This is a genomic window from Streptomyces sp. S465, from assembly GCF_026898115.1.
Classification (GTDB): Bacteria; Actinomycetota; Actinomycetes; order Streptomycetales; family Streptomycetaceae; genus Streptomyces; species Streptomyces luomodiensis.
In genome coordinates this window covers 1651302-1666247 of sequence record NZ_CP114036.1, presented here as the reverse complement: position 1 = coordinate 1666247, position 14946 = coordinate 1651302, and the positions used below count along the sequence as shown (strand labels likewise).

At 68.8% G+C, this 14946-nt stretch carries 17 protein-coding genes; 12 read left to right on the top strand and 5 right to left on the bottom strand.

The window, feature by feature from the left end; all coding sequences use genetic code 11:
- Positions 1-139 precede the first annotated feature (139 nt).
- From N6H00_RS07090 to N6H00_RS07035, 12 genes are all read left to right on the top strand, one after another.
- On the top strand, positions 140-673 hold the full coding sequence (locus tag N6H00_RS07090) for a 3-phenylpropionate/cinnamic acid dioxygenase subunit beta (RefSeq protein WP_268970720.1): 534 nt from the start codon (positions 140-142) through the stop codon (positions 671-673).
- Between the two features lie 22 nt (positions 674-695).
- Positions 696-2072, top strand: coding sequence for an aromatic ring-hydroxylating oxygenase subunit alpha (locus N6H00_RS07085; protein ID WP_268970719.1), 1377 nt, complete (start codon positions 696-698; stop codon positions 2070-2072).
- On the top strand, positions 2065-2721 hold the full coding sequence (locus tag N6H00_RS07080; RefSeq protein WP_268970718.1) for an isochorismatase family protein: 657 nt from the start codon (positions 2065-2067) through the stop codon (positions 2719-2721). The genes N6H00_RS07085 and N6H00_RS07080 overlap by 8 nt, the downstream gene beginning before the upstream one ends.
- Positions 2718-4010: an NADH-ubiquinone oxidoreductase-F iron-sulfur binding region domain-containing protein gene (locus N6H00_RS07075; RefSeq protein WP_268970717.1), complete on the top strand. Its 1293-nt coding sequence runs from the start codon at positions 2718-2720 to the stop codon at positions 4008-4010. The genes N6H00_RS07080 and N6H00_RS07075 overlap by 4 nt, the downstream gene beginning before the upstream one ends.
- Positions 4007-4195 (top strand): ferredoxin, encoded by a 189-nt coding sequence (locus tag N6H00_RS07070; RefSeq protein ID WP_268970716.1) that lies wholly within the window; start codon positions 4007-4009, stop codon positions 4193-4195. The genes N6H00_RS07075 and N6H00_RS07070 overlap by 4 nt, the downstream gene beginning before the upstream one ends.
- An 11-nt stretch (positions 4196-4206) precedes the next feature.
- Positions 4207-4962: an SDR family oxidoreductase gene (locus tag N6H00_RS07065; protein ID WP_268970715.1), complete on the top strand. Its 756-nt coding sequence runs from the start codon at positions 4207-4209 to the stop codon at positions 4960-4962.
- A 26-nt stretch (positions 4963-4988) separates the two neighbouring features.
- A complete protein-coding gene (locus tag N6H00_RS07060; protein ID WP_268970714.1) occupies positions 4989-6008 on the top strand; it encodes a hypothetical protein in 1020 nt (339 codons plus the stop codon).
- The gene (locus N6H00_RS07055; RefSeq protein ID WP_268970712.1) at positions 6009-7133 is read left to right on the top strand and encodes a hypothetical protein; all 1125 of its coding nucleotides are present in this window, start codon (positions 6009-6011) and stop codon (positions 7131-7133) included. It abuts the gene before it with no gap.
- On the top strand, positions 7126-7998 hold the full coding sequence (locus tag N6H00_RS07050) for a nitrilase-related carbon-nitrogen hydrolase (RefSeq protein ID WP_268970711.1): 873 nt from the start codon (positions 7126-7128) through the stop codon (positions 7996-7998). The genes N6H00_RS07055 and N6H00_RS07050 overlap by 8 nt, the downstream gene beginning before the upstream one ends.
- On the top strand, positions 7995-8264 hold the full coding sequence (locus tag N6H00_RS07045) for a hypothetical protein (protein WP_268970709.1): 270 nt from the start codon (positions 7995-7997) through the stop codon (positions 8262-8264). The genes N6H00_RS07050 and N6H00_RS07045 overlap by 4 nt, the downstream gene beginning before the upstream one ends.
- The gene (locus N6H00_RS07040; protein WP_268970708.1) at positions 8264-9106 is read left to right on the top strand and encodes a GntR family transcriptional regulator; all 843 of its coding nucleotides are present in this window, start codon (positions 8264-8266) and stop codon (positions 9104-9106) included. The genes N6H00_RS07045 and N6H00_RS07040 overlap by 1 nt, the downstream gene beginning before the upstream one ends.
- A 139-nt stretch (positions 9107-9245) precedes the next feature.
- Positions 9246-9983, top strand: coding sequence for a maleate cis-trans isomerase family protein (locus N6H00_RS07035; RefSeq protein WP_268970706.1), 738 nt, complete (start codon positions 9246-9248; stop codon positions 9981-9983).
- An 8-nt stretch (positions 9984-9991) separates the two neighbouring features.
- Here N6H00_RS07035 and N6H00_RS07030 read toward each other — a convergent pair whose 3' ends face one another.
- From N6H00_RS07030 to N6H00_RS07010, 5 genes are all read right to left on the bottom strand, one after another.
- On the bottom strand, positions 9992-10726 hold the full coding sequence (locus N6H00_RS07030; RefSeq protein ID WP_268970705.1) for a maleate cis-trans isomerase family protein: 735 nt from the start codon (positions 10724-10726) through the stop codon (positions 9992-9994).
- Positions 10723-11502, bottom strand: coding sequence for an alpha/beta fold hydrolase (locus tag N6H00_RS07025; protein ID WP_268970704.1), 780 nt, complete (start codon positions 11500-11502; stop codon positions 10723-10725). Before N6H00_RS07025 ends, N6H00_RS07030 begins: the two co-directional genes overlap by 4 nt.
- Before the next feature lie 73 nt (positions 11503-11575).
- The gene (locus N6H00_RS07020; RefSeq protein WP_268970703.1) at positions 11576-12439 is read right to left on the bottom strand and encodes an alpha/beta fold hydrolase; all 864 of its coding nucleotides are present in this window, start codon (positions 12437-12439) and stop codon (positions 11576-11578) included.
- 2 nt (positions 12440-12441) lie between these two features.
- On the bottom strand, positions 12442-13728 hold the full coding sequence (locus N6H00_RS07015; protein WP_268970702.1) for an MFS transporter: 1287 nt from the start codon (positions 13726-13728) through the stop codon (positions 12442-12444).
- Between the two features lie 437 nt (positions 13729-14165).
- Positions 14166-14867, bottom strand: a complete 702-nt coding sequence (locus tag N6H00_RS07010) for a TetR/AcrR family transcriptional regulator (protein WP_268970701.1) — start codon at positions 14865-14867, stop codon at positions 14166-14168.
- Between the last annotated feature and the right edge of the window lie 79 nt (positions 14868-14946).

The following is a 14946-nucleotide window of genomic DNA, read 5'->3' as shown; positions in this document are numbered from 1 at the left end:
GCAGCGCCTTGCTGTCCTGTGCCCGTATGTTCCAGTGGGGACACCTTCCCGGGCGGCTGTGACCAGAGTGCTCCGCCCTATTGCCAGAGGCAAAAGTGCATGCAAAAGTGTGTCCACCTTCGTGAAAGGAGGGGCCTCCGTGATCGGTTCCGGAGTCAGAGTGAGGGTGGGCAGCGCCCTCTACAACGAGGTGGCCGAGTGGATGGACACCGAGGCCGAGCTGCTGGACGCCTACCGGGAACGCGAGTGGCTGGAGGCGATGGTCAGCCGCGACGTCGTCTACCAGGTGCCGATCCGGCAGACGGTGGAGCGGGCGCGCGGCACCGGGTTCGTCAGCGGGGCGTTCCACCTGGACGAGACGTACGGGTCGCTGGAGAGCCGGGTGGCGCGGAATGAGACCCGCTATGCCTGGGCGGAGGACCCGCCGTCCCGTATCCGACACTTCGTGACCGGTGTCAGGGTCACCGCAGACCCCGAGGATCCGGACCTCGTCGGTGTCCGGAGCAATCTCCTCGTCTACCGCACGCGGCAGGAGCAGACGCAGCCGCAGCTCCTCTCGGGTGAACGCCACGACCAGTTGCGCAGGGAAAACGGCGCGCTGCGCCTCCTGCGCCGCGAGGTGCTGCTGGATCTCACGGTGATCGGCACGCACAACCTTTCCATCTTCTTCTGATTCTTCTGAGAGGGACGCGGCGATGACGCAGGCGAAGAGCACGAGAGCCGACGCGCTTCTCGACGAACTCGCCACGGGGCTCGTGGACGGCGAGATCCCCGCAGGGCTGTTCGGCAACCAGGAGATCTACGACCTCGAACTGCGCAAGATCTTCGGCCGGTGCTGGGTGTACCTCGCGCACGAGTCCGAGGTCGAGGCCAAGGGTGACTACGTCCTGCGCAAGATCGGCGAGGACAACTTCATCGTGATCCGCGATGAGGAGGGCGGGGTCAACGTCCTGTTCGACGCGTGCCGGCACCGCGGTGTGCAGGTGTGCCGTGCGGACTCGGGCAACACCTCGCATTTTCGCTGCCCGTACCACGGCTGGACGTACAACGCGAAGGGCGACCTGGTGGGTGCGCCGCTGTGGCGCAACGCCTTCGGCGGGATGTCCAAGGAGAGCAACGGGCTGTCGAAGGCCGCGCGGGTGCAGTCGTACCACGGCCTGATCTTCGCGACGCTGGACCCGTCCGCTCCACCGCTGGAGAAGTACCTGGGCGGCATGGCCTGGTACCTGGACCTGCTGTTCGGCCTGAACGAGCACGGCATGGAGGTGGTCGGACCGCCGCAGCGGTTCGTCATCGACGCCAACTGGAAGTCGGGCAGCGAGAACTTCTCCGGTGACGACTACCACTTGGGCACACTGCACCGGTCGGTATGGGAGATCGGAGCCTTCCCGGTGCCCTTCCGCGAGAACATGATGGGCTATCACATCCAGGCGGCCCCCGGGCACTCGTTGTCGTTCTCGATGGCGCCGACCGAGGACGAGCCGGGTCCGAAGTTCTTCGGCTTCCCCGAGGAGCTCGTCGAGACCTTCAACACCAGCCGCATCAGCGATCATCAGCTCGACATCGCGCGGCGCTCCCGCGTGATGGTCGCCAACGTCTTCCCGAACTTCTCGATGCTGGCGCTGCCGATGACCGAGGACGGCGCCCACCACGCGCCGACCGGCGTCGTCACCATCCGCATGTGGCAGCCGCACGGGGCCGGCCAGGTCGAGATCTGGAACTGGTTCTGCGTGTACAAGAACATGACACCCGAGCAGAAGGACCGGGCCTACCGGGCCGGACTCGGCACGTTCTCCATGGGCGGCGCGTTCGAGATGGACGACACCGAGCCGTGGATCACCGTCAGCCGCACCGGCCGCTCCGTGGCCGCCGACCTCCTGGACTTCAAGCTCAACTACCAGATGGGTATGGAGGGCGTCGGCATCGCCAAGCGGGTGGAGGACTGGGTGGGCCCGGGCGTGGCGTACTGGACGAGGTACGAGGAGGGCGTGCAGCGCAACCTCTACCGCCACTACGCCGACATCATGCGTGCCGAGCCCGGCACCTGGCCGAAGCCGGCCTTCGATGAGTGAGTGGGCGGAGGCGGTACGCGAGCAGTACCGTGATCGGGGAGTAGGGGAGCGGCTGACGACTGGCGATGCCGGCCGGTGGCCCGGCGTCGTGGTCGTGGACCTCATCAACGGTTTCACCGATCCTGCTTCTCCTCCGGGTTCGGATCTGGACGCGGTTGTCGATCGAACGGCTCAGCTGCTGGATCGGGCCAGAGAGGCCGGCCTGCCGGTCTTCTTCACCACGATCTCGTACGAGCGTCGCGACCTGGACGAACTCGTCTGGCTGCGCAAGATGCCCGCGCTGCGTGTGCTCACCGCCGGCTCGCGGTGGGTTGAGGTCGACGAGCGGATCACGCCCCGTGAGGGGGAGCCGGTGATCGTCAAGAAAGCCGCCTCCGCGTTCCACGGAACGGACCTGGCACAGCAGCTGGCCGCCGCGGGAGTCGACACTGTCATCGTCTGCGGCGCCACCACTTCGGGATGCGTCCGGGCCACCGTCATCGACGCGTGTGCCGAGAACCATGTCGTTCTTGTGCCCCGCGAGTGTGTGGGCGATCGGGCTGAGGGACCGCATGAGGCCAACATGTTCGACATCGACGCCAAGTACGCGGACGTTTTGGGCCTGGACGAGGTGTTGCAGCACCTGTCGAGAGTGGTGACGGCCCCATGAAAACACCGACCGTGCTTGCCGCGCGCCCGGCCTTCGTGACGACCGTCGGGCACGCTCCCGGCATCGAGCCCCGCCTGGCCGTCGACCGTCCGCTGGACCTCGGCTCCGAGCGGGAACGCAGTACGTATGGTCCGCCGACATGCCCCGACGTGATCGCTGAACTCCAGGCCGCCGGCCTGCGCGGCAGGGGAGGCGCCGGCTTTCCCGCTCACGTCAAGTGGCGCGGGGTCGCGGAGGCGGCAGGGCCTCGTGTGGTCGTGGCCAATGGGGAGGAGGGCGAACCGAGTTCGCACAAGGACCGGTGGCTGCTGACACACCGCCCCCATCTGGTCCTCGACGGGCTGCTGATCGCCGCTCGCACCGTGGGTGCCGACCGTGCCGTCGTGTACCTCTCTCATCCGGAGACCGAGACGGCTGTCCGGGCCGCGATCGCGGAGCTCGAAGCGGATGATCCGGCCGCCCTGCCGGCAGGGGTCCGCCTGGACGTGCATGTCGTGGAACCGACCTACGTCGCGGGCGATGAGACGGCGGTCTGCCGGTCGATCAGCGGAGGCCCGGCACTGCCGACGGCCCGTCCGCCCCGGGTGGGCGAGAAGGGAGTGGACGGCCTGCCGACGCTGGTGTCGAACGTCGAGACGCTGGCTCATGCGGCCTGGATCGCCCGCCACGGAGCGGCGGCATACCGTGCTCACGGAAGTACGGACTCACCTGGCACCACCCTCGTCACTCTCAGCGGGGCCTGCGCCCGGCCGGGTGTCTACGAGGTCCCCTACGGGCTGACCGTGGCCGAACTCTTCGACCTGGCCGGCGGGTTCACCTCGCCACCGACGGGATTCTTGATGGGTGGCTGGTTCGGCGGTCTGCTCGGCCCGGCGCACGCGACGACGGTCTGCACGTACGAGGACGTCCGGGGCGCCGGATCGGGTCTCGGCTGCGCGGCGATCACCGCACTCGGATCCCACGAGGATCCGATCGCCGTCGCGGCTGAGGTCTCCGCCTGGTACGCGGCGCAGTCCGCTCAGCAGTGCGGTGTGTGCGTCAAGGGCACCGCTTCCATCCGGGACGCCTTCGCCTCGCTCAACGCGGGCACGGCGACCGAACGCGACCGGGACAACCTCGCCCGCTGGGGGCAGACCCTGCCAGGCCGGGGCGCCTGCGCCTTCCTCGACGGTGCCGCGACGTGGGCACGGACCGTACTGGGGGAGTTCCCCGGACACATCGACATCAGCACCACCCGAAGCAGCGAGAGCGACACCCGTACCACCACGATCGAAGGAGAGTCCCGTTGAAAGCAACAGTCGACTCCACCAAGTGCAACGGATACGGCACCTGCGCGGAAGAGGCGCCCACGGTCTTCCAGCTCGACGAGTGGGGCTATGCGAGCGTCATCGGCGACGGCACGGTGACCGACAAGGACGCCGCCTGCCGTGCGGCCGAGGGCTGCCCCGAGCGGGCCATCACCGTCCACGACTGAGCGGAGGCGTCATGGATCTCGGACTCAAGGGCAAGGTGGCCCTGGTCACCGCCGCGAGCAAGGGCATCGGGCAGGCGATCGCACGGCAGCTGGTCGCCGAGGAAGCCGTCGTTGCCGTCAGCGCCCGAACGGCGGTAGAGGCAGAGGGCCAGACCTCGTACCCCACGGACCTGCTGGACCCCGAAGCCGTCGACAGACTCATCCCCGGGGTGATCGCCGCACACGGCTCGCTGGACGTCCTGGTCGTGAACACTCCCGGCCCGAAGATCATGCCGGTACTCGAGCCCAGCCTTGCCGACTGGGACGCGGCCTACGCACAACTCGTCCGACCGGCCGTGCAGTTGGCGGCTGCCGGAGCCCGAGCGATGGCGGCGAACGGCGGCGGATCGATCCTGTTCATCACCTCCACCTGGGTGAAGCAGCCCGCTTCCGGAGGAGTCCTGTCGGCATCCATGCGCTCGGCGCTCTCCGCGCTGACCAAGCAGATGTCGCTGGAGCTCGCGGAGCAGGGTGTGCGGGTCAACCAGCTCATGCCCGGGGCCACCGGCACCGATCGCATGGAGAACATCGTGGCGGCCAAGGCGGCGGCCAACGGTACGACCCGTGAAGCCGAGGTCGGCAAGGTCGTCTCCGCCGTTCCGCTGGGCCGCTGGGCCGAGCCGGACGAGATCGCGCAGGCTGCGGCCTACCTCGTCTCGCCGGCCGCCTCGTTCGTCACGGGCCAGACCCTCGCCGTCGACGGCGGCGCCATCCGTTCCACGCTTTGACCGACCGACAAGATTGGTAAGACGTCATGCCGAAGACCTTGCGTGAACTGTTCGTGGACCAGTACAAGCTGTGCAAGCTCGCTCCGAACGAGACGGTCGCAGTCATCTCCGAGCTCGGCCAGAAGACCGAGTACTCCGAAGCGGCCGTGGCCGCCGCCCGGGACATCGGCGCCGGAGCCCTGGTACTCACCGCCTCCAGTCTGTCCAACCCGATGCTGCCCCCGTACGAGGCCGACGGCCGCGAGGTCGCTGCGCTCCTCGCCGCGGCGGCCGAGTGCGATCTGGTGATCGACGTGACCGTCGGCGGTCTCATTCACTCCGACGTGCGCACCAGGATCACCGGCAACGGCAAGCGGATGCTGTTCGTCGCGGAACCCGCCGACGTGCTGGAGCGCCTGATGGGCGACGAGGACCTCCGCAAGACCGTCGAGGCCGGCGGCCGGCTTCTCAAGGCGGGCAGCACGCTGCGTGTCACCAGCTCCGCAGGCACCGACCTGACCGCCGACATCTCCGGTGAGGACCTGCCGGTCACCCACCAGTGGGGGTACGTCGACGAGCCTGGTCGCTGGGATCACTGGCCGAGCGGCTTCGTGGCCTGCTTCCCCCGCGACCGCACCGCCGAGGGCACCATCGTGCTCCAGCCCGGCGACGTGCTGATCCCGTGGCAGCGCGCCGTGCGCGACACCGTCACCCTCACCATCGACAAGGGCTTCATCACCGGAATCGAGGGCAAGGGCAACGACGCGTTCGTCCTGCAGGACTACTTCGACGCCTGGGACGACCCGGACGTGTTCGCGGTCTCCCACATGGGCTGGGGTGTCCACCCGGTGGCCCGCTGGTCCGCCTTCGAGGTCTACGAGCCGCGGTCCCTGTACGGACAGGAACTGCGCTCCACGGCCGGCAACTTCATGTGGTCCACCGGCCCGAACCGCTTCGCGAACCGTGAGACCCCGGCACACCTCGACATCCCGATGCGCGGGTGCACCGTCGAGATCGACGGCACGGCGGTCGTCCGTGAGGGCCGTCTGACGGGACAGGGAGCGTAGATGGACACCCGCACACTCGAACGTGCGATTCTCGCGCTGGGCAAGGACACCGCCCTGCTGAACCGCTTCCGGCTGGACCCGGCCGCCGTGGGCGCCGCCGAGCTCGGCCTCGACGCCGAATGGGCTGGAGTGATCGCCGCCGGCGACCGCGACCGGCTTCGCTCGGCCGGCGTCATCGACGGCATCACCATCCTGGTCAGCCGGTGGTTCGCCGACGACCTGGGTGACTCGAAGAGCTCGGGGCGCTTCCACGTCGAGACGGCAACGCCGCTGCCCGACCCGGAGGTTCCCGAGAACCTGGTCTTCGCCGGTGGCTGCTCGCATGTGCCCGACCTGCTGGCTCGGCCCGAGGTGGACCCCGCCGACGGGGTCGCTCGCCTGACAGAGGGGTACGAACAGCTCGCCGAGCGGATCGCCGCAGCCGACCCGGATCTGCTGATCGTGACCGCTGACTGTCACTTCCAGTCCTTCCGCACCGGCGCCTTCGTCATCGGCACCGGCGAGAAGCACACCGGTTCCATGGAGTTCTTCAAGCGGCCGGACCTGGATCTCACCCTGACCGGTGCGCCCGAATACGCCCGCGCCATGGCCAACGCGATCCGTGCCGAGGAGATGGAGGTCGAGGAGTGCGAACAGATCGACCTCGACCACGGGCTGATCGTTCCGCTGCGGCAGCTGCTGCCCCGTCCGGACCTGCCGGTGATCCCGGTCATCACGCAGCCGGCCCGCTCGTTCTCTCCGTTCGGTGCCCGCGCCTTCGGGCAGGTGCTGCGCTGTGTGGTCGAGGAACGGGACAAGAAGGTGGCGATGCTGGCCACGGGCGGCCTGTCGCACTGGCTCGACCCGGGCAAGTTCGGCGGTGTGGATGTCGAGTTCGACACCTACCTCCTGCAGATGCTGCAGGCCGGGCGGGGCAATGACCTGGCGAACCTCGAGCCGTACGCACTGCTCGACCACGGTCAGTACGAGTTCCCCAACTGGCTGATCATGCTCGGCCTCACCGGCCCCGGTGTGCGTGGTGAGGTACTGGCGTACGAGCCCATGGAAGCCTCCGGTGGTGGCTGGACCGTCGTCGACATGCTGCTGCCAGGACGGGAGCCGGCAAGGGCGGGCGGCCATGACTGACCGGACCCTCAGGGTCGGCCTCACGCAGTGGCACGCCACTCGCGACCTGGCCGCCAACACGGCTACCGCTGTGAAGATGGTGCGCGAGTGTGCCGCGGCCGGCGCAGATCTGGTCCTGCTGCCCGAGAACGGTTTGATGCTCGGCACCAACACCGAGATGCGTGAGGCCGCCCTGGCCGTCGAGGCGCCGGAGATCGCCGGCCTGCGGCAGGCCGCCGAGGAATCAGGCACGGTGGTCGTCCTGGGCGGTTTCAAGCGGCGCGGGCCGGACGGCATCCGCAATACCGCCCTGGTGATCGACGCCCGGGGCGAGATGGCCGGCGGGTACGACAAGATCCACCTTTTCGACGCCCGCATCGGGAATCAGTCCTTCGAGGCGTCCGGCGTCGAGGCGCCGGGTGACCGTCCGGTGCTGCTCCGTGTCGGCGGCACCGTGGTGGGCCTCACGATCTGCTACGACGTGCGCTTTCCGGAGCTGTACCGGAAACTGGCACAGGCCGGAGCCGAGGTCCTGCTCGTCCCCGCCGCCTTCACTCAGCGGACCGGTGAGGCCCACTGGGAGGTGCTGCTGCGTGCCCGCGCCATCGAGAACGCCGCCTACGTGGTTGCCTCGGCCACGGTCAGGGGCCAGGGCCACGATGCCGATGACGCGTTTCCCACCTACGGGCATGCTCTTGCGGTCGGCCCCTGGGGCGCCGTGCTCGCTGACCTCGGGGAGCAAGCCGCCGCCTGGCACGTCGTCGACCTGGATCTGACCGAGGTGGCGGCGTGCCGCCAGGCCCTCCCCGTGCTGAGTGGAGTCAAGTCCGACGTGTACGGGGTCCCTCCTGAGATCATTGAGACAGACCCGAAGGAGGGAACATGACCAACGAACCGCCACTGGGCGACGGCATCGTCCGGGTCGGCGAAAGCTTCGGCATCGGCAACGAGTTCACCGGCGTGCAGGTGCGCAAAGTATGGACGCGACAGGGCGAGCGACTGGAGCTGCACGTCCCCAGGCGGGGCTACCGGATCCTGCTCGACGCCATGCAGCTGGAGATCATCGCAGCGCAGGACCCGGAGCGCTTCAGCGAACTCTTCGCTGTCTCCTTCGGAGCCGACGACCGCGCGGAGGGGGAGGGGGACGTCTGATGGCCACGGGTACGCGGCCGGGGACGACGGTCGAGGAGATCTATCAGACGCTGCGGGAGCGGATCATCGAAGGGCGATACATGCCCGGATTCCGCATGTCGCAGGGTGCGCTCGCCGCCGAACTGGAGACTTCCCGGACGCCGCTGCGCGAAGCGCTGCACCGCCTGGAGGCCGACGGCCTCCTGGTGGCCGAGGCGAACCGGGGCATGCAGGTCGCGCCGGCGAGCGACGAATCCGTCGAAGAGTGCTACGCGATGCGGCTACTGATCGAACCGCCGACCGTGGCGGCGATCACCCCTGATCTCAGCGATGCCGAACTCACGGCAATGGAAGACACGTTGGACGTGATGGACCGCAACCGTCATCGAAGGAGGGACTACCAGGAAGCGCACCTGCGTTTCCATGAACTCGCTCTGAGCCACTACCCGCCTTCGTTCCGGGAGGTCGTCAGATCGCTGCACATGAAGATCTACCGGCATCAGCGTCTGTACTTCTCCCGCCCGGAGATTCCAGAGGACTTCACCCACGTCGACCGGGTCTTCCTGACGGCGATCCGTAACAGGGACGGAGTCCTGGCCAAACAACTCCTCGAGTTCCACCTCATCGACGCAGCCATGGGCATGATCCTCGACAAGGAACCGGACCACACGTTCGACTCTCTGCTGACCGCGGCTCGCGGGGTCGGTATCGAAATCGAGCCGCCTGCCGGCCACCAGGCCGACCGTCACACCACGATCCGCTGGCGCCGCAGCGACGCCCGCGTACTGCCGCCTCTCGCCACCACCACGATTCAGTACGTCCCGGAGTCCGAAGGAGCTCACGTCCGGGACGGCGCGGCGTGACCCCTTGACGGTCGGCCGCACTTCGAATCGAGGCGACCCTCTCCCGCCTGCCCACTCGTAGCGCTTTGAGTGCATGCATTTTTGCCCACACCTGGCAGCCCATCGCATTCCGCTTGACCACACGACCAAGGAGACTCACATGCCCGCGATCCGCACAGGCCTCATCGTGCCGAGTTCGAACACCACGATGGAAACCGAGATCCCGGCGATGCTCCGAGCCCGTGAGGAGGTGCTGCCGGAGAAGTTCACCTTCCACTCATCGCGCATGCGGATGCAGCAGGTGACCCCCGATCAGTTGCGGGACATGGACGACCAGTCGCTGCGCTGCGCCCGCGAACTGGCGGACGCCGACGTCGATGTGATGGCCTACGCCTGCCTCGTGGCCATCATGACGCGTGCCACGGGCTACCACCGCGAGAGTCAGCGGCGCCTGGCCGAGGTTGCCGGCGGTACTCCCGTCGTCTCTTCCGCTGGGGCACTGGTGGAGGGACTGCAGCACCTCGGCGCGAAGAAGATCTCGGTGATCACCCCGTACATCAAGCCGCTCACCCAGACGGTCTGCAACTACATCGAGGCCGAGGGGGTGGAGGTCCACGACTCCGTGAGCCTGGAGGTTTCGGACAACCTCGCGGTCGGAAGGCTGGACCCGACGCAGCTCGTCGACATCGCCGCCCAGGTCGATACCTCCGGCGTGGACGCACTGGTGCTCAGCGCGTGTGTGCAGATGCCCTCGCTGCCTGTGGTGGAGCAGATTCAGAGCGCCCTCGACATACCGGTCGTGACTGCCTCTGTCGCCACGGTCTGGAAGACGCTGCGGGAGCTCGGGCTCAGCCCGATCGTGCCGCGCGCTGGGTGGCTGCTGGCCGATCGCGGCTGAGCGTGTTTTCAAGGGCAGGGCGTCCCGCTGTCGAAGCGGCCTGCGAGCAACGCGCCGTACCCCTTCGGCCGTGCGGGGATGCCCAGGGTGCGCAGCAGATGCCACAGCAGGGCCTGGTTGCTGGCCACGACGGGCAGACCGAGCCGGTCCTCGATCCGCTGCAGTGCCCCCGCGATGCGGATGCCCGCGCAGCTCAAAAGCACGCCGTCGATCGTCGACGGGTCGAGCGTGCTCGCGAGGCCGAGCCATCTGCCGGGTTCGATCATGGCTTGCTCGACCGGCGTGGCACGGGGCAGACCCAGATGGGTGGCGACCTCGATGCCGTGCGAGTGGAGGAACTCCGTCTCCGCGTGGACGACCTCGTCCGGATACGGCGTCAGCAGTGCGGGCCGGCGGATCCGGGCGGCCGAAAGCGCCGCGAGCACCGCCTCGATCGTGGTGATCGAGCCGATCCCGGTCGCCTCGCTGATGCGTTCTCTGATCCGCTCCGGTCCGGCGAGCAGCGTCGCGGCGGTGCAGTTGACCGCGATGACGTCGACGTCGGCGTCCGCCAGCAGCCGGGCATGCTGCTCCAGGTTCTGGAGCAGGCGCAGGTCGTCGGCGACGCCGGTGGTGCGGAACGGCAGGCGGGTGGTGACGAACTGCACCCCCTCGGGGGCCATCGACTGGATCTCGTAGTCGCACAGTCCGCCCGACGGATACAGGTGGCCGATGCGGGCCAGGTGGCCGAATCCGAGGCTCACCGGCCGCTGCCGACGGTCTCTGGGGCCTCCTCGTCGAGGTGGGCCGAGACGAGGTCGGAGAACCGGTCCGGCCGGTCGACCATGGGGGAGTGGCCGGCGCCGGGCATCTCGACCGAGCGGGCCGAGGGGATTTCCGCCGCGAGCACGGCCGCGTGTTCCGCGGTGCGCGCGCAGTCCCGGCTGCCGCGGACCACGAGTGTCGGCGCGGTGATGCGTGCGAGCCGCGGCGTGAGGTCCAGCTTCCGCGCCGCGCCGAGGACGGCCGCCAGGTACGCCGGGTCCGTGCCCAGGACCGCTTGGACGTAGGTCTCCCAGGTCGCGGCGTCGGGGCGGCCGGTGAACAGCATCCCGATGGTGTCCTCGGCGGCGGCCCGGGAGGCGGCCCCGCCGTCGCGGCCGGTCTCGATCCACCGGTCGACGGCTCGGGCGAAGCCGGGCAGAGCGCCCTGTGTGCTCGCGCCTGTGCCGACCAGGACGAGTCGGCGCACGCGCTCCGGCACTGTGGAGGCGATGACCTGGGCGACGATTCCGCCGACTGAGTTGCCCACCACGTCGACCCGGTCCAGCCCCTCGGCGTCCATCATCGCCACCACGGCGTCGGCGAGAGCGGTCGGTCCAGGGGCGGCGGACCACTCGCCGGCGGCCGGCGAGTAGAGGTCGACGGCGTAGCACGGCCGCCCGGCGAGGTGCCGCATGGTCGAGGTCCAGAACTGCCAGCAGCCGAACCACGGGTGCAGGAGCACGACCGGCGTTCCGGGGGCGGATGCTCTGGTCACGTGGTAGGAAAGGGTCGTTCCGGGCAGGGGGAGGGTCCTGTGGTGGAGGTCCATGGCTGGGCTCCTTGGGAGGTCAGCAGGGGCGGGGGTCGGTGAGCGGTCCGGTGCGGGATGCGTCGGCCGATTCCGGGCATTGGCGCGGGTGCCGCAGGAAATCGCGGACCGTCGCCGCGAACCGTTCGGGCCGGTGGTCGACGGCCGGTACGCCCGTTCCGGGCAGGACGGCCCCACGGGCTCCGGGTATCGAGGCGGTGATCTTCGAAAGGTCCGGCAGTGAGAACTCGTCCAGTTCACCGCACAGGGCGAGCGTCGGCGCGCGGACCAGAGCGATCCGTTCCTCCATCCGGTAACGGTTGATCGCCATGTGCCCCTCCTCGACACGGTCGAGGACGCCCAGCCCGTCCCGCACCAGGCGGTCGAGCAGGTCGGGCCGGTCCGCCGGGTAGTACGGGGCCCGGTTGTTCCAGAGCCGCATGAGGTGCGATCCGTCCGGTGCCGGCACGACATGGTCGATGGGCGCCCGGCGGGCCACACGCCGCCGGCGCTCGGCGTCGACGAAGGGCATGCCGGAGAGGACGAGGGCGTGGATCCGGTCCGGGGCGGACGCGGCCACCTCCAGGGCGATCACCGCGCCGGTGTGGTGCCCGACCAGGAAGACCTGGTCGAGGCCCAGTGCATCGCACAGGTCGAGCACTCCGGCCGCAAACAGTTCGATGGTCCACAGCCCGGGCGGTCGGGCGGACTGGCCGAAGCCCAGGGTGTCCATGGCGATGGCCCGGAACTCACCGCCGAGCAGCGGCAGGACGTCGCGGTATTCGTCCCACGATCGCGGGGTCTGGTGCAGCAGGAGCACCGGGGTGCCGCTGCCGTGCTCGGTGTAGTGCACCTGGCCGTGGCGGGTGTCGGCATACCCGCGGCGCGAAGTCGTGGCGGCCATGCTCATCTGGCCGCCTGTCCGGTCTCGGCCGGCACCTTGGCGGCCGGCTGCCGGTCGGTGTCGGCGTCCGGGATGCGCAGGAAGAGACCGGCTGCAAGGGACGCCAGTCCGGTGACCGCCATGTAGCAGGCGATGGCAATCCAGCTCCCTGTGGTCTCCAGGAGCCATGCGGAGGCGGCGGGAGCGATGGCATTGCCGGCGACGAGGCCGAGGGTGAATCCGATCGACATGCCGGTGAACCGGACGGCCGGTGGAAAGACCTGGGAGAAGTAGGCGGGCACCACGGCGTAGCTGGCGGAGTAGCCGATGAACAGCAGCGCGAAACCCAGCACCATCAGGCCGTACTGGCGGGTGTCCAGCAGTGCGAACCAGGCGAAGGGCAGCACGACAAGGGCGGCGGCGCCGGCCAGGAACACCGGCCGTACCCCGATCCGGTCGGAGAGCTGGCCGAACAGCGGCAGGCAGAGGAGGATCGCTGCGGTCGAGGGCAGGAGCACGGCGACCATCGTGCTGCTGTCCAGGCCGAGAGCGACCTTCCCGTAGGTCAGGGAGAACACCGTCGCCATGGTGAAGGCGCTGCCGGCGGCGATGATGCCGACCGCCACCAGCAGTACGGTGCCGAGGTGGTGGCGCAGCACCTCGGCCAACGGAAGTTCCCGGACGGTGCCCTGCTGCTTGGCCGCGGCGAAGTCGGGTGACTCCTCCAGTGAGTACCGTGCGATGAGCCCGATGACCACCAGAACGCTGCTGACCAGGAACGGAACGCGCCAGCCCCACGACAGCATCTGGTCGTCGGGAAGCTGGAAGACCAGCAGAAAGACCACGTTGGCCAGCACCAGACCCACGGTCGCGCCGGTGTTGACCACGGAACCGAAGAGGCCGCGCTTGCGGTCCGAGGAGTGTTCCACCGTCATCAGTACCGCGCCGCCGTACTCGCCGCCGACGGAGAAGCCCTGCAACAGGCGGGCCACGATGAGGAGCACGGGGGCGGCGATGCCGACCTGTGAGTAGTTGGGCAGCAGTCCGATCGCGAAGGTCGACACGCCCATGAGAAGAAGTGTGACGATCAGTACGGTCTTGCGGCCGGCGCGGTCGCCGAAGTGGCCGAAGACCAGGGCGCCGAGCGGCCGTGTCAGGTAGCCCACGGCGAAACTGGACAGCGACAGCAGCGTTCCGACCGCCTGGTCCGTGGCCGGGAAGAACAATGGGGCGAAGATCAGTGAAGCGGCGAGGCCGTAGATCGCGAAGTCGTAGTACTCGATCGTCGTGCCGATCCAGCTCGCGAACACTGCCCTCCTGCTCTGCTCTGGTGCAGACCGCGTCGTGGTCATGCGTCCTCCGGAAAATGTGGGTCGCCGAGCGGGTCGGCCGATCGGAAGAGGGACGTGGGCGAGGTCTGGATCCTTCGGATCCCGGACTCGCGTGCAGTCGGCCGTTGCGGGCTCCCGCCGTGGTGGCGCGGATGGGCAGACGTCGAGCTGGATGGAATGCACGAGTACGAACGGAAAGTCACCGCCGGCCGAACAGCTCCGTACGGCATATCGTGCAGTGACCCGTACTATGTACGGGCCACTCTGTGAGCGTCAAGGGCTTCGTCACGGTTCCCTGACGTCGAACTTTCGCGCACGTGGGCGTGCGGTTAAGAAAGCCCCGGCCCACCGCCAGAGCGGGCGACCGTGCACTCGCGGGTGTTCGGTGGCGGGAAGTGGGGCAGCCGCGATCGGCCTCAGGACCGGGCGGCGTGCTGCTCGAGCGTGCGGAGCGTGCTGTCGATGTACGCCTCGAGGCCGGCGGCGAACTGTGCGTCGGACGGCAGTTCGGTGACCTCCTCAGCGAGGTCCACCACCAGGGGGAACTCGTCGATCGGCAGTGCGGCGTAGAAGTGCCGGCGCTGTCGGCGCTGTTCGGCCCCGTCCTCGGCGGCCGCCCGTCCCCACGGCCGTGGCGTCTGGTAGCTGGCGAAGCCGATGGCGTAGGTGATGAGGAAGCCGTAGCAGCGTACGGCCAGCGGTCCCGGGATCCCGGCGTCGACGAGCCGCCGCAGCACCGCCTCCATGGCGCCGCGCAGCGCGGCGGGGCTGTCCGTGATGCGTGTGGAGAACAGCCGGACGACGCTCGGGTGCTCGCGCATCATGGCCAGGAAGGCGTGTCCGACGGTGCGCAGAGCCTCGGCCGGTCCGGCGTCGGGCTCCGCGGGCAGCCGCATCCGTCCCAGCACGTGGTCGGCCATCCCGTCGAGGATCTCGTCCTTGCCGCGGAAGTAGCTGTAGAGGGTCATCGTGCCCACGCCCAGCTCGGTGGCCAGCCGCCGTACGGTCAGCCGGTCCAGATCCCCTTCCGTGTCGGAGATGCGCAAGGCCGTCTCGATGATCCGCTCGGGGGAAAGCGGGGTGTCGCCGCGCTGGGACCGAGTCTGCTGCCGCGCCATGGGGTCCTCCTGATCACTGTCGAAGCAAACGTACCGGACAGTGTCTCGTTCGAAGTCCAGTACGCCGTGCGGGCCGGCA

What these genes read in the sequence shown, in the direction of transcription:
- N6H00_RS07085 (WP_268970719.1), top strand. Translation starts at nt 696, where the DNA reads ATGACGCAGGCGAAGAGCACGAGAGCCGACGCGCTTCTCGACGAACTC.
- N6H00_RS07080 (WP_268970718.1), top strand. Translation starts at nt 2,065, where the DNA reads ATGAGTGAGTGGGCGGAGGCGGTACGCGAGCAGTACCGTGATCGGGGA.
- N6H00_RS07075 (WP_268970717.1), top strand. Translation starts at nt 2,718, where the DNA reads ATGAAAACACCGACCGTGCTTGCCGCGCGCCCGGCCTTCGTGACGACC.
- N6H00_RS07065 (WP_268970715.1), top strand. Translation starts at nt 4,207, where the DNA reads ATGGATCTCGGACTCAAGGGCAAGGTGGCCCTGGTCACCGCCGCGAGC.
- N6H00_RS07060 (WP_268970714.1), top strand. Translation starts at nt 4,989, where the DNA reads ATGCCGAAGACCTTGCGTGAACTGTTCGTGGACCAGTACAAGCTGTGC.
- N6H00_RS07055 (WP_268970712.1), top strand. Translation starts at nt 6,009, where the DNA reads ATGGACACCCGCACACTCGAACGTGCGATTCTCGCGCTGGGCAAGGAC.
- N6H00_RS07050 (WP_268970711.1), top strand. Translation starts at nt 7,126, where the DNA reads ATGACTGACCGGACCCTCAGGGTCGGCCTCACGCAGTGGCACGCCACT.
- N6H00_RS07045 (WP_268970709.1), top strand. Translation starts at nt 7,995, where the DNA reads ATGACCAACGAACCGCCACTGGGCGACGGCATCGTCCGGGTCGGCGAA.
- N6H00_RS07040 (WP_268970708.1), top strand. Translation starts at nt 8,264, where the DNA reads ATGGCCACGGGTACGCGGCCGGGGACGACGGTCGAGGAGATCTATCAG.
- N6H00_RS07035 (WP_268970706.1), top strand. Translation starts at nt 9,246, where the DNA reads ATGCCCGCGATCCGCACAGGCCTCATCGTGCCGAGTTCGAACACCACG.
- N6H00_RS07020 (WP_268970703.1), bottom strand. Translation starts at nt 12,439, where the DNA reads ATGGCCGCCACGACTTCGCGCCGCGGGTATGCCGACACCCGCCACGGC.
- N6H00_RS07010 (WP_268970701.1), bottom strand. Translation starts at nt 14,867, where the DNA reads ATGGCGCGGCAGCAGACTCGGTCCCAGCGCGGCGACACCCCGCTTTCC.